Source organism: Chromobacterium violaceum ATCC 12472 (assembly GCF_000007705.1).
In the GTDB taxonomy this organism is placed as follows: Bacteria; Pseudomonadota; Gammaproteobacteria; order Burkholderiales; family Chromobacteriaceae; genus Chromobacterium; species Chromobacterium violaceum.
This window is the reverse complement of record NC_005085.1, coordinates 1,408,177-1,427,089: the sequence shown is the minus strand read 5'-3', so window position 1 is coordinate 1,427,089 and position 18,913 is coordinate 1,408,177. Positions and strand designations below refer to the sequence as shown.

The following is an 18,913-nucleotide window of genomic DNA, read 5'->3' as shown; positions in this document are numbered from 1 at the left end:
ACTTCTGAACCACAATCGACGGGCGGACCCGTTCGAATCCGCCCGCCCACATCTCGATCACACGCGCAGCTGCGCGCCCAGTTCCGACGCCGCTTCGAGCAAGGCCTGCATCGCCGGCTCCACGTCCTCGTCGGTCAAGGTCCGGCTATTGTCCTGCATCAGCACGCTAAAGGCCAGACTCTTCTTGCCTTCGGCCACGCCCTTGCCGCGATAAACGTCGAACAACGCGATATCGGCGACGATTTCCGCGCGTTTGGCCGCGAAGGCGGACAACAGTTGCGCCACAGTCACCGCTTCGTCCACCAGCAACGCCAGGTCGCGGCGCACCGGTTGGAACTTGCTGACCGGCTGCGCCTTGATCCGGCCGCGCGCGATGGCGGCCGCCAGATCCAGCTCGAACAACACCGGCGCATTGATCAGGCCATAGGCCTGCACCCACTGCGGGTGCAGCTCGCCGATCACGCCGACCGCCTTGCCGTCCACCCGCACCTCGGCGCAGCGGCCGGGGTGGAAGGCGGGATGCGCGGCCTTGCGGTACTCGGCCTTGATCGGATGCAGCAGCGCCTCGACATCGGCCTTCACGTCGAAGAAGTCGACGCGCTCGGACTTGGCCGCCCATTGCTCCGCCAGACGCGGGCCCCATACCAGGCCGGCCACCTTTTCAGGCTGGTCGAAACCATTCCCGCCGCGCAGGAACACGCGCGCCACTTCGAACAGCCGCACGCGCGGCTGCTTGCGGTTGATGTTGCCGGCCAACACGTCGACCAGGCCGCCGATCAGCGTCGAGCGCATCACGCTCATCTGGCTGGCGATCGGGTTCTGCAGACGGATCGGGTTGTCGTTGCCGGCGAAATCGCGCTCCCAGCGTTCGTCGACGAAGGCATAGCTGACGACTTCCTGGTAGTCGCGGCCGGCCAGCAGGTGGCGCAGCTGATCCACCGGGCGCTTATCCTCCGGCTGCGCCAGCATGCGCATGCCGGAGCGCGGCGCGTCGGCCGGGATGTTGTTATAACCGTAGACACGCGCCACTTCCTCGATCAGGTCTTCCTCGATCTCGATGTCGAAGCGGAACGACGGCGCCTGCACGGTGAAGACCTCATCGGCCAGCGTATAGGATAGGCTCAGGCGGGACAGGATGTCGCCGATCCGCTCGGCGGACATCGCCACGCCCAGCACCTTGGCCACGCGCGCGGCGCGCAGCTGGACAGCCTGGCGCTTCGGCAGCTCTGCCACTTCCTCCACCACCGGGCCGGCCTGGCCGCCGCAGATTTCCAGCACCAGCCGGGTGGCGCGCTCGATCGCGTCGCGCTGCAGCGCGAAATCGACGCCGCGCTCGTAACGGTAGGACGAGTCCGAGCCGAAGCCGAGCTCGCGCGCCTTGCCGGCGATGGCCTCAGGCGCGAAGAACGCCGACTCCAGGAAAATATCGTGGCTCGCGACAGTGACGCCGCTGTGCTCGCCGCCCATGATGCCGCCCATGGCCAGCGGCTTGGCGTCGTCGGCGATCACCAGGTGCTTGGGCTGCAGCTCGACGGTTTTTTCGTTCAGGCACAGCAGGCTCTCGCCGGCGCGGGCCTGGCGGACGGTGATGCCGCCGTCGATCTTGGCCAGATCGAAAGCATGCATCGGCTGGCCCTGCTCCAGCAGAATGTAGTTGGTGATGTCGACGATGGCGGAGATCGAACGCAGGCCGGAGCGCTCCAGGCGCCGGCGCATCCAGGCAGGCGTCGGCGCGGCGGCATTGACGCCCTTGACCACGCGTCCCAGGTAGCGGCCGCAAGCCTGGCGCGACTCGATCTTCACCGGACGGACGTCGTCGATGGACGGCGCCACCGGCTCGATCGCCACCGGCTTCAACTCGGCGCCGGTCAGGGCCGCCACTTCGCGGGCGATGCCGCGGATCGACAGGCTGTCGGCGCGGTTCGGCGTGATCTTCAGCGTGAACAGCTGGTCGTCCAGGCCCAGATAGTCGCGGATGCTCTGGCCCACCGGCGCGTCGGCCGGCAGCAGCATCAGGCCGTCCACGTCCTCCGGCACGCCCAGCTCCTTGCCGGAGCACAGCATGCCGTTGGATTCCACGCCGCGCATCTTGGTCGGCTTGATCTTGAATTCGCCCGGCAGCACCGCGCCCGGCAGCGCGCACGGCACGCGCACGCCGACGGCGACATTGGGCGCGCCGCAGACGATCTGGATCAGCTCGCCGGTACCGGCGTCAACCTTGGTCACGCGCAGGCGGTCGGCGTTCTCGTGCTTGACGCACTCCTTCACCTCGGCGATCACCACGCCGCTGAAGGCCGGCGCGGCGGCGACGGTTTCTTCCACTTCCAGTCCCGCCATGGTCAGCAGGTCGGACAATTGTTCGGTGTTCAGCGCCGGATTGACCCAGCTTCTCAGCCATTGTTCGGAAAATTGCATAGTCGGCTCCGTGCGCGATCAGTTGAATTGCTTCAGGAAGTTGAGATCGTTCTCGAAGAACAGGCGCAGGTCGTTGACGCCGTAGCGCAGCATGGCGAAACGATCCAGGCCGATGCCGAAGGCGAAGCCGGTGTATTTTTCCGGGTCGATGTTGGCGATGCTCAGCACTTTCGGGTGCACCATGCCGCAACCGCCCACTTCCAGCCATTTGCCCTGCTCGTCCAGCACGTCGATCTCGGCCGAAGTCTCGGTGAACGGGAAGAAGGACGGGCGGAAGCGCACCTGCAGATCGTCGCGCTCGAAGAAGCGGCGCAGGAAATCGGTGACCACGGCCTTCAGATCGGCGAAGGACACGCCCTCCTCCACCCACAGGCCCTCCATCTGATGGAACATCGGCGAATGGGTGGCGTCGGAGTCGACGCGATACACGCGGCCCGGCGCGACGATCTTGATCGGCGGCTGGTGGCTTTCCATGAAGCGCGCCTGGATCGGGCTGGTATGGGTGCGCAGCACGTCGCAGTTTTCCACGTAGAACGTGTCCTGCATCGCGCGCGCCGGATGATTTTCCGGAATGTTCAGCGCCTGGAAGTTGTAGAAATCGCTTTCGATTTCCGGGCCGTCGGCCACTTCGAAGCCCATGGTGCGGAACAGGCCGGCGATGCGCTCCAGCGTCAGCGCCACCGGATGCAGGCCGCCGCCGACCGAACCGCGGCCCGGCAGCGTGACGTCCAGCGCCTCGGCGGCCAGTTGGGCTTCCAGCTTGGCGGCGTTGAGCTGGTCGCGCTTGTCGTTGTGCGCGGCTTCGAACGCCTGCTTGGCCTGGTTGATGGTGGCGCCGGCGGCCTTGCGCTCTTCCGGCGCCAGCTTGCCCAGCTGCTTCAGGAGTTCGGTCAGCTCGCCGCTCTTGCCAAGGAAGCGCGCCTTGACCTGCTCGAGCTCGATCAGATCGGCCGCGGCGGCAACTGCCGCCTGGCCGGCTTGGAGAATCGCGTCAACGTTGTTCATCGTGTCCCACACCGTATGCGAATAGAAGGCTGATCACATCGGGCATTGCGCATACCCGCTCTGATCAACGCTCTGGAAAGGCGGCCTGAATAGAAAAAAAGGGAGGCAATCTTGCCTCCCTTCAGATCCGTCTCGGCGATTAAGCAGCGAGGCTTGCTTTCGCCTTTTCGACGATCTGCGCAAAAGCCGGCTTGTCGAACACGGCCAGATCGGCCAGGACCTTGCGGTCGATTTCGATAGCGGCTTTCTTCAGGCCGTTCATGAACTTGCTGTACGGCAGGCCGTTTTCACGGGCAGCTGCGTTGATACGGGCAATCCACAGTTGACGGAACTGACGCTTTTTCTGACGACGGTCGCGGTAGGCGTATTGACCCGCCTTCATCACCGCCTGTTTGGCGATGCGATAGACGTTCTTCCGGCGGCCGCGATAGCCTTTCGCCAGGGCGAGGATTTTCTTGTGACGAGCACGGGCGGTTACACCGCGTTTTACGCGTGGCATATTTCAGGTCTCCTTAAGCGTAGGGCATCATGGCGCGAACAGAGGCCACGTTGGTCGCGTCCACCATGGAGGTGCCGCGCAGCTGGCGCTTGTTCTTGGTGGTCTTCTTGGTCAGGATGTGACGCTTGAAGGCGTGTGCACGCTTGAAACCACCGCCACCCAGTACTTTGAGACGCTTTTTCGCGCTCGACTTGGTCTTCATTTTCGGCATGGAAATGCTCCTGCTGAATTTTGTTTAGATTAGACACAGGGTGGCCCGAAGGCTCTTGAAACCGCTGCGTCACGCTTTTGAGCAGATCGTTGCCGACCTACAAAACCAACACGGCAGAGCGCACCCTGCCGTGTCGAACGATGATTATACCGATTATTTCTTCTTCGGCGCAATCATCATGACCATCTGACGGCCTTCCAGTCGCGGGAACTGTTCCACAGTGCCCACTTCCGCCAGGTCGGCCTCCACGCGCTTGAGCAGCGCGAGGCCGATGTCCTGGTGAGCCATCTCACGACCGCGGAAGCGCAGGGTGACCTTGGCCTTGTCGCCTTCAGTCAGGAAACGAACCAGGTTGCGCAGCTTGACGTTGTAGTCGCCATCGTCGGTACCCGGACGGAACTTGATTTCCTTGATCTGAACCTGCTTCTGCTTCTGCTTGGCTTCGTGGCGCTTCTTGGACTGCTCGTACTTGTACTTGCCGTAGTCCATCAGCTTGCACACCGGAGGCTGAGCGGTCGGGGAAATCTCCACCAGATCCACATCGTTCTCTTCGGCAAGAGCCATCGCTTCACGCAGACTGACGATGCCAATCTGCTCACCTTCCTTACCTACCAGACGGATCTCGCGAGCGGTAATCTCGCCGTTGATCCGTGCTTCGCGTTCCTGAGCTATAGCTGAAATCTCCTAATGAATGTTTAGTCTGCCGCCGCTGGATCAGGCCTCGGGCATCTCAGCCTTGAGGCGGGCCGCGAAGGCCTCCAGCGTGAGCTGACCCAGGTCTTCGCCCCGGGCGCGCACGGCAACCAGTCCGTCTGCCTTTTCCTTGTCGCCGACAATGATCTGGTACGGCAACTTTTGCAGACTGTGTTCGCGAATTTTATAGCCGATCTTCTCGTTTCTCAAGTCGAGCTCGACGCGGAAGCCTTGTTTCTCAAGCTCTTTGGCAATTTCCGCCGCATATTCGGCCTGCGCTTCGGTGATGTTCATCACCACCATCTGCACCGGAGCCAGCCACAAGGGGAAGGCGCCGGCGTGGTTTTCGATCAGGATGCCGAGGAAACGCTCCAGCGAGCCCAGCGCCGCGCGGTGCAGCATGACCGGGCGCTTGCGGCTGTTGTCGTCGGCCACGTATTCGGCGTCCAGGCGCTCCGGCAGCATGAAATCCAGCTGCAGCGTGCCGCATTGCCAGGAACGGCCCAGCGCGTCCTTGATGTGGTATTCGATCTTCGGACCGTAGAAGGCGCCCTCGCCCGGCAGCTCCTCCCACTCCACGCCGCAGGCGCGCAGCGCCTCGCGCATGCCCTCCTCGGCCTTGTCCCAAGTGGACTCTTCGCCGATGCGCTTTTCCGGACGCAGGGCCAGTTTGATCGCCACCTTGTCGAAGCCGAAGCGGTCGTACACCTCCATCACCAGGCGGTGGAAATCCTTGGCCTCCTGGTTGATCTGGTCCTCGGTACAGAAGATATGGCCGTCATCCTGCACGAAGCCGCGCACGCGCATGATGCCGTGCAGCGCGCCGGACGGCTCGTTGCGGTGGCAGGAGCCGAACTCGGCGTAGCGCAACGGCAGGTCGCGATAGGAGCGCAGGCCGCTGTTGAAAATCTGCACATGGCCCGGGCAGTTCATCGGCTTGACCGCGTAATCGCGCTTTTCCGACTCGGTGATGAACATGTTCTCGCGGTAGTTGGCGGCGTGGCCGGAACGCTCCCACAGATTGGCGTCCATCATCATCGGCGTACGCACTTCCTTGTAGCCTTCATGATTCAGCTTGGCGCGCATGTATTGCTCGACGTTCTGCCACAGCTGCCAGCCCTTGGGATGCCAGAACACCATGCCCGGTGCCTCGTCCTGCAGGTGGAACAGGTCCAGCTGCACGCCCAGCTTGCGGTGGTCGCGCTTTTCCGCCTCTTCCAGCATGTAGAGATAGGCGTCCAGATCTTCCTTCTTGGCCCAGGCCGTGCCGTACACGCGCTGCAGCATCTCGTTCTTGCTGTCGCCGCGCCAGTAGGCGCCGGCCACCTTCATCAGCTTGAACACTTTCAGCTTGCCGGTGGAAGGCACGTGGGGACCACGGCACAAGTCGGTGAACTCGCCCTCACGATACAGGCTCAGCACCTCGCCTTGCGGGATCGACTCGATGATCTCCGCCTTGTAGGCCTCGCCGATGCTCTTGAAGTAAGCGATGGCCTCGTCGCGCGGCAGCTCGTAACGCTCGACCGGAATGTCCTTCTTCGCCAGCTCGGCCATCTTCTTTTCGATGGCGGCCAAATCTTCCGGCGTGAACGGACGCTTGTAGGCGAAGTCGTAGTAGAAGCCGTTTTCGATTTCCGGCCCGATGGTCACCTGCGCCTCGGGGAACAGCTCCTTGACGGCATAGGCCAGCAAGTGGGCGGTGGAGTGGCGGATGACGGACAGGCCGTCCGCGTCCTTGTCGGTGACGATGGCCAGATCCGCGTTGCGGTCGATCAGGTAGCTGGTATCCACCAGCTGGCCGTCGACGCGGCCGGCGAGCGCGGCGCGGGCCAGGCCGGCGCCGATGGATGCGGCCACTTCATGAACCGTTACCGGTTTGTCGAAAGAACGGACCGAGCCGTCCGGCAAGCGAATGTCTGGCATGTCAACTCCAACGAGGGCGAGAGATTTTTGTGATCGAGTCTAAAGCAAAAGGGTAAAAAAAAAGTGCGGCCTGAGCCGCACTTCTTTTTCGCATGGTCCAACCCGCAAGGCTCAGCTTTCGTGAGTATGTCGGGTTGTGGTAGTTCGCAAGGATTTCACTTGGCAACTCCATGCATTTAATTTGGTAGGCACGATTGGATTCGAACCAACGACCCCCACCATGTCAAGGTGGTGCTCTAACCAACTGAGCTACGTGCCTGTCGTCGAGGTGTGCATAGTATAAGACCCGCCCCATCTTGGCAAGCACTTTTTTGCGATTCCGGCGCAGCCCGCGCGCTTGCTGTATACTAGCGGACTGATTTTGCTAAACAAACCCTGAAGCGATACTTCGAATAATGTTGAAGTTTACCGTACACAAGACCTCCGGCGGCGCGCGTCGCGGCACGCTGGAGCTGAACCACGGCACCGTGGAGACCCCGGTCTTCCAGCCGGTGGGCACTTACGGCTCGGTCAAGGCGATGAGCCCGGTCGAGCTGAACGACATCGGCGCCCAGATCATCCTGGGCAACACCTTCCACCTGTGGCTGCGCCCGGGCCTGGAGATCGTCGAGCAGTTCGGCGGCCTGCACGAATTCATCGGCTGGGACAAGCCCATCCTCACCGACTCCGGCGGCTTCCAGGTGTTCAGCCTGTCCGACATGCGCAAGCTGACCGAGGAAGGCTGCACCTTCCAGAGCCCGATCAACGGCGACAAGCTGTTCCTCTCGCCTGAGATCTCGATGAAGATCCAGACGGTGCTCAACTCGGACATCGTGATGCAGCTGGACGAGTGCACGCCGGGCCAGGTGGACCACGCCACCGCGCAGAAGTCGCTGCAGATGAGCCTGCGCTGGGCCGAGCGCTCGCGCCGCGCCTTCGACGACCTGAAAAACCCCAACGCGCTGTTCGGCATCGTGCAAGGCAACCTTTATACCGATTTGCGCCAGGAGTCGCTGGAAGGCCTGATGCAGGTCGGCTTCGACGGCATCGCCATCGGCGGCCTGTCGGTGGGCGAGCCCAAGCCGGAAATGTACCGGATGCTGACCGAGCTGAAGGACATGCTGCCGGCCGACAAGCCGCACTACCTGATGGGCGTCGGCACGCCGGAAGACCTGGTGCACGGCGTGGCCAACGGCGTGGACATGTTCGACTGCGTGATGCCGACCCGCAACGCGCGCAACGGCTGGATCTTCACCCAGTGGGGCGACGTCAAGATCAAGAACGCGCGCTACAAGGACGACAAGAAGCCGCTGGACGAGGAATGCGCCTGCTACGCCTGCCGCAACTTCAGCCGCGCCTACCTGCACCACCTGCACCGCGTCGGCGAAATCCTGGGCGCGCGGCTGAACACCATACACAATCTGTTCTACTACCAGGAACTGATGCGCGAGATGCGCAAGGCGATCGAGGAAGACCGCTTCGAGGACTTCCGCCTGGAATTCGCCGCCAAGCGCGCCCGCAGCGTCAACTGAGGCGCGCCGGGCGGGGAACCGCGGCCCGGCGCCGACGGTCCCACGCCCTTGCCGCGCTCCGTGGTTGGAAAAGCCATGGAGCATGGCTACAATGCCCTGTTCGAATTCAAGTCATAACGAAATTTAGGAGTTTCCCTGATGTCCTTCATTACTCCCGCCTTCGCTTCCGGCGGCGCTGCCCCCGCAGGTTTCGACCTGATGGGCTTCCTGCCGATGATCGTGATCTTCGTGCTGTTCTGGTTCCTGATGGTCCGCCCGCAGCAGAAGCGCATGAAGGAAACCCAGAAGATGCTGTCCGAGCTGCAGAAGGGCGACGAAGTGGTCACCCAGGGCGGCATCGTCGGCCGCGTGTCCAAGGTCAGCGAACAGTACCTGAGCCTGGAAATCGCCGACAACGTGGAAATCCACGTGCAGCGCGGCGCCGTCAGCGCCAAGCTGGAAAAGGGTACCCTGAAGTCCCTGTAATGCCGTCACGGCCGCCCCGGAAGCTTTCGCGGCGGCCTGTTCATTTCCCACTCCAGAACTAGAACATGAACCGCTACCCTCTCTGGAAATACCTCGTCATCGTGGTGGCGCTGATCATCTCGGCGATTTACACGCTGCCCAATTTCTACGGCGAGACCCCCGCGGTGCAGGTCTCCAGCTCGCGCCAATCCATTCCGGTGGACTCCGCCGTGATGGCGCGCGTGGAAGACGCGCTCAAATCGCAGAACCTCAGCCCCGACGGCGTCTTCCTCGACGCCAACAGCCTGAAGGTCCGCTTCAAGGATACCGACACCCAGCTGAAGGCGCGCGACGCCATCCAGCACGCGCTGGGCGACAACTACATCATCGCGCTGAACCTGCTGCCGGCCTCGCCGTCCTGGCTGGCCTCGCTGCACGCCAACCCGATGTTCCTCGGCCTGGACCTGCGCGGCGGCGTGCACTTCCTGCTGGAAGTGGACATGAAGGCGGCCACCGACAAGGCGATGGAACGCTACGCCGGCGACCTGCGCCGCGAGCTGAAGAACAAGCAGGTGCGCTACGGCAGCATCAAGCGCAACGGCAACACGCTGGAAGTGCAGCTGCGCGACGAGGACACGCTGAAGTCGGCCCAGGACGTGGTTTACCGCATGCTGCCCAGCCTGGCGGTCCGCAGCGACGACGCCAGCAACAAGCTGCTGCTGACGCTGAAGCCTGAAGAAATCACCAAGATTCAGAACGACGCGGTCAAGCAGAACATCACCACCCTGCACAACCGCGTCAACGAGCTGGGCACCACCGAGCCCATCATCCAGCAGAACGGCCCCAACCGCATCGTGGTGCAGCTGCCCGGCATCCAGGACACCGCCCGCGCCAAGGACATCATCGGCCGCACCGCCACGCTGGAAGTGCACATGGTCGAGGACGACCAGGGCAAGGTGGCCGAGGCGCTGGCCGGCAACGTGCCGGCAGGCTACGAGCTGCTGGACGAAGCCACCTCCCGCGGCCAGAGCAAGATTCTGCTCAAGAGCGACGTGGAGCTGACCGGCGACAATATCAACGACGCCCAGCCCAGCTTCGACCAGTTCGGCGCGCCCGCCGTCAGCATCAATCTGGACAGCACCGGCGCCGCCATTTTCCGCCAGCTGACCGCCGAGAACGTCGGCAAGCGCATGGCGATGGTGCTGGTGGAAAAAGGCCGCAAGGAAGTGGTCACCGCGCCGGTGATCCGCACCGAAATCGGCGGCGGCCGCGTGGAAATCTCCGGCAGCATGAACAGCGCCGAGGCCAACGACACCGCCCTCTTGCTGCGCGCAGGCTCCCTGGCCGCCCCGATGAACATCATCGAAGAGCGCACCATCGGCCCCAGCCTGGGCAAGGAAAACATCGAGAAGGGCTTCCACGCCACGTTGTGGGGCTTCGCCGCCATCGCCGTGTTCATGGTGATCTACTACGGCCTGTTCGGCGTATTCTCCTCGCTGTCGCTGGCGATCAACGTGTTCCTGCTGATCGCGCTGCTGTCCATGCTGCAGGCCACGCTGACCCTGCCCGGCATCGCCGCCATCGCGCTGGCGCTGGGCATGGCCATCGACGCCAACGTGCTGATCAACGAGCGCATCCGCGAGGAGCTGCGCAACGGCATGCCGCCTCACTCGGCCATCCACGCCGGCTACGACCACGCCTGGCACACCATCCTGGACTCCAACGTCACCACGCTGATCGCCGGCCTGGCGCTGATGATCTTCGGCTCCGGCCCGGTGCGCGGCTTCGCCATCGTCCACTGCCTGGGCATCCTGACCTCGATGTTCTCGGCGGTGCTGGTGTCGCGCGGCTTGGTGCACCTGTGGTACGGCCGTCGCCGCAAACTGACCTCGCTGGCCATCGGCCAGGTGTGGAAACCGGAAAACAAGGGCTAAACCATGGAGCTTTTCCGCATCAAACGGGACATCCCGTTCATGAGCTACGGCAGGCTCACCACGGCCATTTCGCTGGTGACCTTCATCCTCGCCGTGTTTTTCCTGGCCACCCGCGGCCTGAACTTCAGCGTGGAGTTCACCGGCGGCACCGTGCTGGAAGTGCAGTACCAGCAATCGGCCAACCTGGACCAGGTGCGCGAGAAGGTGGACGCGCTGAAGCTGGGCGAGTCCACCGTGCAGAATCTGGGCACCAGCCGCGACGTGATGATCCGCCTGCCCAACAAGCCGGGCACCAGCACCGCCCAGCTGTCCGACAAGGTGATGGGCCAGCTCAAGGCCGCCGACCCGACCGTGCAGCTGCGCAAGGTGGACTTCGTCGGCCCCAGCGTCGGCGAGGAGCTGGTCACCCACGGCCTGACCGCGGTGATCCTGGTGTGCGTGGGCATCATGCTCTACCTGGCCATCCGCTTCGAGTGGCGTTTCGCCGTGGCGGCCATCATCGCCAACATGCACGACGTGGTGATCATCCTCGGCTGCTTCGCCTTCTTCCGCTGGGAGTTCTCGCTGACCGTGCTGGCCGGCATCCTGGCGGTGCTGGGCTACTCGGTGAACGAGTCGGTGGTGGTGTTCGACCGGATCCGCGAAAACTTCCGCAAGCCGGGCATGCGCGGCCACGCGGTGGCCGAAGTGATCGACAACGCCATCACCTCCACCATGAGCCGCACCATCATCACCCACTTCTCCACCGAGATGATGGTGGTGTCGATGCTGGTGTTCGGCGGCCCGGCTCTGCACGGCTTCGCGATGGCGCTGACCATCGGCATCGTGTTCGGCATCTACTCATCGGTGCTGGTGGCCAGCCCGATCGCGCTGTGGCTGGGCGTGAAGCGCGAGCACATGATCAAGCCGGTGAAACAAAAAGAGGAAGCGGTGGTCTGATCATCGCCTTCTGAACGACTGGCCGGCTCGTCCGGCCAGTTTCGCGTCTGCCCACCTAGCTCATAACGGAAATCATGGAAGCCATCACCTTTCTGATCGACTTCATCCTGCACATCGACGCCCACCTGACCCAGCTGGTGGCCGCCTACGGCCCCTGGGTCTACGCCATCCTGTTCCTGATCGTGTTCTGCGAGACCGGCCTGGTGGTCACCCCCTTCCTGCCCGGCGACTCGCTGCTGTTCGTCGCCGGCGCGCTGGCGGCGATGGGCCAGATGAACCCGCACCTGCTGGTCATCCTGCTGATCGTCGCCGCCATCCTGGGCGATGCCACCAACTACGCGATCGGCCGCAACGTCGGCATGCGGCTGTTCGACATGTTCCCGCGCATCCTGAAGCCGCAGTACCTGGAGAAGACCCACGCCTTCTACGAGCGCCACGGCGGCAAGACCATCATCTTCGCCCGCTTCGTGCCCATCGTGCGCACCTTCGCGCCGTTCGTGGCCGGCATCGGCAAGATGCACTACCCGCAGTTCCTGCGGTACAACGTGGTGGGCGCCGTCGCCTGGGTGGTCGGCTTCACTTACGCCGGCTACTTCTTCGGCAACCTGCCCTTCGTGCGCAAGAACCTGGAGCTGCTGATCTTCGGCATCATCTTCGTCTCCTTCCTGCCGGGGCTGATCGAAATCTGGCGCCACAAGCGCGCGGCCACCCGCGGCTGATCCGTAGTAGAATCGACAAGGCCGCCGCAGCGCGGCCTTTCGTTTTTGATATTTCCGCGACGCCGCCCATGACACGCATCCAACGCCTGCCCGACCACCTCGTCAACCAGATCGCCGCCGGCGAGGTGGTGGAACGCCCCGCCTCCGCGCTGAAGGAAATGCTGGAAAACAGCCTGGACGCCGGCGCGACGCGGATCAGCGTGGACCTGGCCCAGGGCGGCATCAAGCTGATCCGGGTGACGGACAACGGCGCCGGCATCGCCGCCGACGACCTGCCGCTGGCGCTGGACCGCCACGCCACCAGCAAGATCGCGTCGCTGGACGACCTGGAATCGGTCTCCACGCTGGGCTTCCGCGGCGAGGGTCTGGCCAGCGTGGCGTCCGTGTCGCGGCTGACGCTGACGAGCCGCCCGCACGATGCCGACCACGCCCACCAGATCATCGCGATAGACGGCACCCTGCATCCGGTGGAGCCGGCCGCCCATCCGCACGGCACCAGCGTGGAAGTGGTGGACCTGTATTTCAACACCCCGGCGCGGCGCAAATTCCTGAAGAGCGAAAACACCGAGTACGCGCACTGCGCGGCCACTTTCGAGCGCATCGCGCTGGCGCATCCGGAGGTGGAGTTCCTGCTGCGCCACAACGGCAAGGTGGCGTGGCGGCTGCCGTCGCAAAGCGCCGAGGACCGCGTGGCCGCGCTGTTGGGCAAGGACTTCGTCGCCGCCGCCATCCCGCTGGACAGCCAGGCCGGCCCGCTGGCGCTGAGCGGCTTCGTCGCCTCGCCCACATACTCCAAGGCCAGTCGCGACGCCCAGTACTTCTACGTAAACGGCCGCTTCGTGCGCGACAAGACCGCGCAGCACGCGCTGCGCCAGGCCTATCGCGACGTGCTGCACCACGACCGCCATCCGGCCTACGCGCTGTTCTTCACGCTTGAGCCGTCCGGCGTGGACGTCAACGTGCACCCGACCAAGATCGAAGTCCGCTTCCGCGAAAGCCAGGCGGTGCACCAGTTCCTGTTCCACAGCGTGCACAAGGCATTGGCCGGCACCAGCGCCGGCGCCGCGCCGACGGTCCAGGTGGAAGGCGCGGAAACGGCCGCGCCGCAGCTGCCCCGCGGCGAATCGGCGCCGCTGTTCGCCAGCGCCTCGCCCCAGCCGGCCTCGTCCGGCGCGCCGGCGCCGCAGCCTTTCCAGTATCAACAGCAGTCCATCCCCCTGAACGTCGCGCGCGAGGCGGTGGGCGTCTACGACAAGCTGTTCGGCGGCCTGCGCGAGGAAGAGCGGGCGCTGTCGCGCCCCGAGCCGGCGATGCCCTCCCCCGCCGCGCCGCTGCTGCATCCGGCGGTGCTGGCCATGCCCGCCCACGACGAGAACGGCATCCCGCCGCTGGGCTTCGCGCTGGCGCAGCTGCACGGCGTCTACATCCTCAGCCAATGCGCAGAAGGCCTGATCCTGGTGGACATGCACGCGGCGCACGAACGCATCGTCTACGAACGGCTGAAAGCCGCGCTGGAGTCCGACGCCATCCCGCTGCAACCGCTGCTGCTGCCGGTGTCCTTCGCCGCCGACCGCATGGAGGTGGCCACCGCGCACGAGCATGGCGAGGAAATGAAGCGGCTGGGCGTGGAGCTGGCGCCGCTGTCCCCAACCCAGATCGCCGTGCGCGGCGTGCCGGTGTGGCTGAAGGACGGCGACCCGGTGGAGCTGGCCCGCGCGGTGCTGAAGGACGTGCGCGAGTTCGGCCTGACCCAGGTGCTGACCGAGCGCCGCAACGAGCTCTTGGCCACCATGGCCTGCCATGGCGCGGTGCGCGCCAACCGCCAGCTGACCTTGCCGGAAATGAACGCGCTGCTGCGCGACATGGAAGCCACCGAGCGTTCCGGCCAATGCAACCACGGCCGCCCCACCTGGACCCGGCTGACCATGCGCGACCTGGACAAGCTGTTCATGCGCGGCCAGTAAATCCGTCCCGCCAGATAACAAGAAAGACAAGCATTGTTGCGGATACGGTTAGCCTTCCCCCTCGATACGCCATCCGGTCGACATCCGCGCGAAGAAAGCGCAGGACGGCGATGAGAGTCAGCGTATTGGTGGAAAACCATAGCCACCGGCCCGCGCTGCGGGCCGAGGCCGGGCTGGCGCTGTGGATAGAGCACAACGGCCATCGCGTGCTGTTCGACACCGGCCGCGGCGGCCTGCTGCTGGAGAACGCGGCGAAGATGGGCGTCGATCTGTCCGCGCTCAGCCACCTGGTGCTGTCCCACGGCCACTACGACCACAGCGGCGGCCTCGCCGCGCTGTCCCCCATCCTGCACAAGCGGCCGCAGCTGATCGCCCACCCGCACGCCTTGCTGCCGCGCGCCGCCATGCTGGGACCGTGGCGGCTGCGGCGGCTGGGCATTCCCGCTATTCCGGCCGATCTGGAAAGCCGCTTCGACCTTCAGCTGCACCGCGAGCCTTACCATTTCGCCGACGATTTCGTGTTTCTCGGCCGCATTCCACGCCGCACTTACCGCGAAGGCCAGGGCGCCATGGGCCGGCTATGGCCGAACACCGGCCGCAGCGCGCCGGACCGGGTGGAGGACGACTCCGCGCTGGTCTGCCGCACGGAAAAGGGCCTGATCATCTTCAGCGGCTGCGCCCACGCCGGCATCCGCCACACCGTCGATTACGCGATGGAAGTCTGCGGCGACAGCCGGGTGCGGGCGGTGATAGGCGGCTTCCACCTGCGCAGCGCCGGGCCGCTGCGGCTGCTGAATGTCCGCCGCTACTTCCAGTCCCGGGCCGGCGCCCTGCTCTTCGCCTGCCATTGCAGCGGCTACGCCCGCCACTTCCTGCCCAGGCAGACGAACATCGCCGTCGGCAATCGGCTGGTCTTCGACTAACCCCCGCCCCGGCATGCCGGATGGAATGGCATGGATCCGCCAGCGCCCCATGCCGGCCTCCCTTCACAAACCGCTCCCCGCCTCGTCCCGACGATTGAGCGCCTGGCTCCCCGCCGGCACCTGACAGAAGGAGCGGAATGATGCAATTCAACGACACCGCCAAACGAGACGCGCTGAACGCCTTTTCCCGGTTGCCGCAAGCGCTCAGGGAACAAATACAGTTCAGCACCGTCAGGCTGAGCAATGACCGCTTCACCGGCTCCGGCGTGCTGGTCATCGACGCCAACCAGATCCCGGGCATCGTCACCGCCAAACACAATCTGTGCGTGCGCGCCGGCATCGCCACGCCGACAGCGTGGAACGAAGACCAAGTCGCCGGCCTGATCACCGGCTTTCTGGACGGCTTGAAAGTGGGCTACGACTTCCCCGCCGCCGCGCCGGACAACATCCGACAGCCCTTGCCGGCGAAGGAACAGATTCTGGCGCCGGACAACAGCGACATCGAATTCCGCAACGGCTACGGCCGCTGGGACTACGACCTGATGTTCATCTCCTTCAAGGCCAGGCTGCCGCTACGCGATTACATCGCCGCTAGCCCCAGCCACCGCGTGCCCTACGGCAGCGGCGACCTGGCCTTCTACCGCCAGGACCCGGCCGGCAAGGGCGTGTTCGTCACCGGCTTCGGCGACGTGCGGAACGCCCAGGGCGGGCAGCTCAACCTGTCCCACCCTTTCCAGGTCCGCAACGCCGTCATCTCGTCCCGCCAGGCCCAGGCGCTGCGCCACAGCCGTCCCGACCTCTACTTCACCGACGCGCTGATCGTGGAGGCATCCAACAACAGCAGCACCGCCACCGGCGACTCCGGCGGCCCCATGCTCCATGTCAGCGGCAGCCGGGTCTACCTGATGGGCGCGACGCTGGGCGCCAACTTTCTGCCCGACCGGCTGCCGCCGGACGCGCCCATCCTCAACAACGCGGCGACGGCGCTGTATGCAGGAGGGTATCTGTTCTGATCAAGACAAGCCTCACCGCTTGTCGCTCCAAATATTACCCAGGTAGGGCGCGCAAGTCCTAATTTGCCGTTGTCGCCATTGCGTAAAACGTCAAATAAGCATGGGATTACTGTCCGTGCCATAAATGATTGGAGCGCCCCCATCCGACCAAGACAATCAACTGGTCCTGAATACTCATAGAGGAACGTCACATGACTTGCCTTTTCAATCTTCCATTCGGCCCAAAGCGACACGCGGCTTCAGATACTTCCATGAGTCAAAAGATCGAATTGGGCATACTCCTCACAAATCCAAAGACATGTTTTACACCTATCATCATAAACGAATTAATTAAACCCAAATCAACATGAGCCCATGAGATATTTTACCGAATAGACTTTGCAAAAACGCTTCACATGCACTAATTTAAAAACCAACAAAACAGCCAAAAACCTCACCACTACAGTCAAGAAAATATTGCAGGACAGCGGAGAATATACCATTTAGATCTAAAAACCGCCCTCCACAAGCATTACAGATCAACTTATGACTTTTAGGTGAGAATTATGTTTTCCTGGAAAAGCACTTTATTTATTTTACATAGCGCCTCTCGTTATATCTTATTCTTCCCTCTGGCATTTATCCATCACTCCGCTCATGCTCAAACCGAAGTCATTGTGGCTTCTGAAACATGGGCTCAATTGATTTATTCAGGAGAAAATGGAAAGCCGGCAGGACCCATTGTCGACTTTGTTAATAAAATGAATAAAGTCCAGAACCGTTATAATTTTAAATTCATCATCATTCCCAAGCTAAGATTGAATAAATTTTTCATAGAGAAACGGGCTGACGTTTATCCATTTCGAACGACAAAATGGACAGAAAACGAATTAAAATTACAATCCACCAAAACAATTGCCACGAGTGGCGATGTTTACATTGCAAAAAAAGAAAATAAATATGGTGGAGAAGCGGTGTTTTCAAACATAAAATCAAAGAAAATCGCTGGAGTGCTTGGCTATCACTATAATATTTTCAAAAACAATCCAGACGAGAGGTGCATTAAAGAAAATTTTCAAGTCGAATTACTATCCTCAAATGAAGCCGTTGTCAAATTCATACTATCCGGACGAGCAGAAGTTGGCATTGTCCCAGAAACCATTATTGGAGAATACATGGAAAGCAAAACAATAAAAAATCAATTAATCGTATCAAAAACATTTGATTCGAGAGTGGGGCTATCAAACCTAGTGCGTGAAAATGGTCCCATTTCAGCAGAAGAGATGAACATTATCATCGATAAAATGGAGTCAAATGGTGACATTAAAAAATTCAAAGTGATATTGCACATTGGAGAATTCGTTCATTAAAGACGCCTCTTCAATCGGCATATGTGGCAGGCTGCAAGCTGGCGACGTCCCCCCGGCATTGACTTCAAGTTCCCCACGATTCCGTGAAGAACCAAAGAAAACGGCGCATCGCCATTAAAGGGATGCGCCGTTTATGTAATAGATCCTGCCAGTGCCGTTGCGCCGATTACGTTGCGCCAGACCGTAGCTTGGGCTGAATGAAATGAAGCCCAAAGTTTACCGAGATGAAATATAGAAGGTCACTTATTTTAAAACAGCACACCAACCTTACCAACCATACAAGTAAGACCTTTTCCAAGTCAGCACAAGAAAATTAACCTCCTCGACACCCTTCATGAATATAGTTTCCAGAACATATGGGGCACCCAGCAGGGCGATGATACAGCTTATGCTCTTCACAATAACTGACTTTGTACTCAGGACTACAATCCACCTTGGCAAAAGCAGCAGTCCCTGACAAAACAAACGGTGGCAAATTTTCCAATAACTTTGGCAACTCACTCCAACCATACCCAGAATATATCTGTATATATTGACTAGCCTTCATTGCTGGCGATATCGCACGAAAAGCATCTATTTTCGATATGGCTAAGTTTTTAGCAAGCCACTCTGCCACAGCTAAAGATGCTCCCACATCCACTCGCGCCCAAATATCAAAATCTGAAGGATCCACCATTAAACAATTCATTCTGCATTATCTTTTCTTAGGAACAGGGCCGTAGGTTGGGCTGAATGAAATGAAGCCCAACGTTTACCGAGAAAATTCACGAACCCATAAATATAAATCACCATATATCGCACCGAGCGTTGGGCTTCGCAAGCTCAGCCGAACCTACGACCTTCTTCCACCCGACCTCGACATTTCAGATTACAACAATCATCCCGGCACAATCACTTCAACTCCAGCCACAAGCATTCTCTACTTTACTCTTCGATACACATCATCATCCTCGATAGACAATAATAAAACCCAACGTTTACCAATAAATACGGCCCCATAAATATTGATCGAAATGTATCGAGGTGATACATTGGGCTTATCAAGCCCAGCCCAACTTACGATCCTAAAAAAGATCAAGCCTTGAAAATCAGCATAATACAACAAAAAAACCAGGCCGTAGGTTGGGCTGAATGAAATGAAGCCCAACGTTCACCGAGAAAATGCATGACCCCCTAAATATTGATAGCCATATGTCGCGGTGAACGTTGGGCTTTGCAAGCTCAGCCCAACCTACGGCCCTGATTCAGCACGTAGGCATGACCTCTGGTCAGCCTGCCCTACCTAGCTGCCGGGCAACGTCCCGCCCCGTGGCGGCACTTGGCCGCGATGCGACCCACGTCAAACTCACAACATCCATCAATTATCCGGGG

Annotated in this window: 15 protein-coding genes and 1 tRNA gene; 9 read left to right on the top strand and 7 right to left on the bottom strand. The window is 61.4% G+C overall.

The features are described 5' to 3' along the window. Window positions 1-57: 57 nt before the first annotated feature. The 7 genes from pheT to CV_RS06565 all read right to left on the bottom strand — a co-directional run bounded on the left by pheT (window position 58) and on the right by CV_RS06565 (window position 7,005). Window positions 58-2,415, bottom strand: coding sequence for a phenylalanine--tRNA ligase subunit beta (pheT, locus tag CV_RS06595; protein WP_011134907.1), 2,358 nt, complete (start codon window positions 2,413-2,415; stop codon window positions 58-60). 18 nt (window positions 2,416-2,433) lie between these two features. Then, complete coding sequence (pheS, locus tag CV_RS06590; RefSeq protein WP_011134906.1) at window positions 2,434-3,420, bottom strand: phenylalanine--tRNA ligase subunit alpha; 987 nt, start codon at window positions 3,418-3,420, stop codon at window positions 2,434-2,436. 139 nt (window positions 3,421-3,559) lie between these two features. After that, window positions 3,560-3,919, bottom strand: a complete 360-nt coding sequence (gene rplT / locus CV_RS06585; RefSeq protein ID WP_011134905.1) for a 50S ribosomal protein L20 — start codon at window positions 3,917-3,919, stop codon at window positions 3,560-3,562. A gap of 13 nt (window positions 3,920-3,932) precedes the next feature. Continuing rightward, the gene (gene rpmI, locus CV_RS06580) at window positions 3,933-4,130 is read right to left on the bottom strand and encodes a 50S ribosomal protein L35 (RefSeq protein WP_011134904.1); all 198 of its coding nucleotides are present in this window, start codon (window positions 4,128-4,130) and stop codon (window positions 3,933-3,935) included. Between the two features lie 153 nt (window positions 4,131-4,283). After that, window positions 4,284-4,811 carry a translation initiation factor IF-3 gene (gene infC, locus CV_RS06575; protein WP_080508936.1) on the bottom strand — a complete coding sequence of 176 codons (528 nt, stop codon included), beginning with the start codon at window positions 4,809-4,811 and terminating at the stop codon, window positions 4,284-4,286. Window positions 4,812-4,844: 33 nt separating this feature from the next. After that, a complete protein-coding gene (gene thrS / locus CV_RS06570) occupies window positions 4,845-6,746 on the bottom strand; it encodes a threonine--tRNA ligase (protein ID WP_011134902.1) in 1,902 nt (633 codons plus the stop codon). Between the two features lie 182 nt (window positions 6,747-6,928). Next, window positions 6,929-7,005 (bottom strand) — tRNA-Val (locus CV_RS06565). Between the two features lie 136 nt (window positions 7,006-7,141). On the opposite strand from CV_RS06565, the gene tgt reads away from it, so the two are divergent. The 9 genes from tgt (at window position 7,142) to CV_RS22795 (ending at window position 17,542) form a co-directional block, all read left to right on the top strand. Further along, window positions 7,142-8,257 carry a tRNA guanosine(34) transglycosylase Tgt gene (tgt, locus tag CV_RS06560; protein ID WP_011134901.1) on the top strand — a complete coding sequence of 372 codons (1,116 nt, stop codon included), beginning with the start codon at window positions 7,142-7,144 and terminating at the stop codon, window positions 8,255-8,257. Between the two features lie 138 nt (window positions 8,258-8,395). Continuing rightward, window positions 8,396-8,722, top strand: a complete 327-nt coding sequence (yajC, locus tag CV_RS06555) for a preprotein translocase subunit YajC (protein ID WP_011134900.1) — start codon at window positions 8,396-8,398, stop codon at window positions 8,720-8,722. Between the two features lie 65 nt (window positions 8,723-8,787). Continuing rightward, a complete protein-coding gene (gene secD / locus CV_RS06550; RefSeq protein WP_011134899.1) occupies window positions 8,788-10,635 on the top strand; it encodes a protein translocase subunit SecD in 1,848 nt (615 codons plus the stop codon). A gap of 3 nt (window positions 10,636-10,638) precedes the next feature. After that, entirely contained in the window at window positions 10,639-11,574 is a 936-nt protein-coding gene (gene secF, locus CV_RS06545) for a protein translocase subunit SecF (protein ID WP_011134898.1), read from the top strand. 74 nt (window positions 11,575-11,648) lie between these two features. Then, the gene (locus CV_RS06540) at window positions 11,649-12,293 is read left to right on the top strand and encodes a DedA family protein (protein ID WP_011134897.1); all 645 of its coding nucleotides are present in this window, start codon (window positions 11,649-11,651) and stop codon (window positions 12,291-12,293) included. Between the two features lie 68 nt (window positions 12,294-12,361). Further along, window positions 12,362-14,257: a DNA mismatch repair endonuclease MutL gene (gene mutL, locus CV_RS06535; RefSeq protein ID WP_011134896.1), complete on the top strand. Its 1,896-nt coding sequence runs from the start codon at window positions 12,362-12,364 to the stop codon at window positions 14,255-14,257. 110 nt (window positions 14,258-14,367) lie between these two features. Beyond that, on the top strand, window positions 14,368-15,180 hold the full coding sequence (locus tag CV_RS06530) for an MBL fold metallo-hydrolase (protein WP_011134895.1): 813 nt from the start codon (window positions 14,368-14,370) through the stop codon (window positions 15,178-15,180). Between the two features lie 137 nt (window positions 15,181-15,317). Further along, entirely contained in the window at window positions 15,318-16,193 is an 876-nt protein-coding gene (locus CV_RS06525) for a trypsin-like serine protease (RefSeq protein WP_048405601.1), read from the top strand. Between the two features lie 545 nt (window positions 16,194-16,738). Continuing rightward, window positions 16,739-17,542 carry a transporter substrate-binding domain-containing protein gene (locus CV_RS22795; protein ID WP_011134893.1) on the top strand — a complete coding sequence of 268 codons (804 nt, stop codon included), beginning with the start codon at window positions 16,739-16,741 and terminating at the stop codon, window positions 17,540-17,542. The last annotated feature ends 1,371 nt before the right edge of the window (window positions 17,543-18,913 follow it).

What these genes read in the sequence shown, in the direction of transcription:
- thrS (WP_011134902.1), bottom strand. Translation starts at nt 6,746, where the DNA reads ATGCCAGACATTCGCTTGCCGGACGGCTCGGTCCGTTCTTTCGACAAA.
- yajC (WP_011134900.1), top strand. Translation starts at nt 8,396, where the DNA reads ATGTCCTTCATTACTCCCGCCTTCGCTTCCGGCGGCGCTGCCCCCGCA.
- secD (WP_011134899.1), top strand. Translation starts at nt 8,788, where the DNA reads ATGAACCGCTACCCTCTCTGGAAATACCTCGTCATCGTGGTGGCGCTG.
- CV_RS22795 (WP_011134893.1), top strand. Translation starts at nt 16,739, where the DNA reads ATGTTTTCCTGGAAAAGCACTTTATTTATTTTACATAGCGCCTCTCGT.
- pheS (WP_011134906.1), bottom strand. Translation starts at nt 3,420, where the DNA reads ATGAACAACGTTGACGCGATTCTCCAAGCCGGCCAGGCGGCAGTTGCC.
- secF (WP_011134898.1), top strand. Translation starts at nt 10,639, where the DNA reads ATGGAGCTTTTCCGCATCAAACGGGACATCCCGTTCATGAGCTACGGC.
- CV_RS06540 (WP_011134897.1), top strand. Translation starts at nt 11,649, where the DNA reads ATGGAAGCCATCACCTTTCTGATCGACTTCATCCTGCACATCGACGCC.
- CV_RS06525 (WP_048405601.1), top strand. Translation starts at nt 15,318, where the DNA reads ATGATGCAATTCAACGACACCGCCAAACGAGACGCGCTGAACGCCTTT.
- pheT (WP_011134907.1), bottom strand. Translation starts at nt 2,415, where the DNA reads ATGCAATTTTCCGAACAATGGCTGAGAAGCTGGGTCAATCCGGCGCTG.
- tgt (WP_011134901.1), top strand. Translation starts at nt 7,142, where the DNA reads ATGTTGAAGTTTACCGTACACAAGACCTCCGGCGGCGCGCGTCGCGGC.
- rplT (WP_011134905.1), bottom strand. Translation starts at nt 3,919, where the DNA reads ATGCCACGCGTAAAACGCGGTGTAACCGCCCGTGCTCGTCACAAGAAA.
- CV_RS06530 (WP_011134895.1), top strand. Translation starts at nt 14,368, where the DNA reads ATGAGAGTCAGCGTATTGGTGGAAAACCATAGCCACCGGCCCGCGCTG.
- mutL (WP_011134896.1), top strand. Translation starts at nt 12,362, where the DNA reads ATGACACGCATCCAACGCCTGCCCGACCACCTCGTCAACCAGATCGCC.
- rpmI (WP_011134904.1), bottom strand. Translation starts at nt 4,130, where the DNA reads ATGCCGAAAATGAAGACCAAGTCGAGCGCGAAAAAGCGTCTCAAAGTA.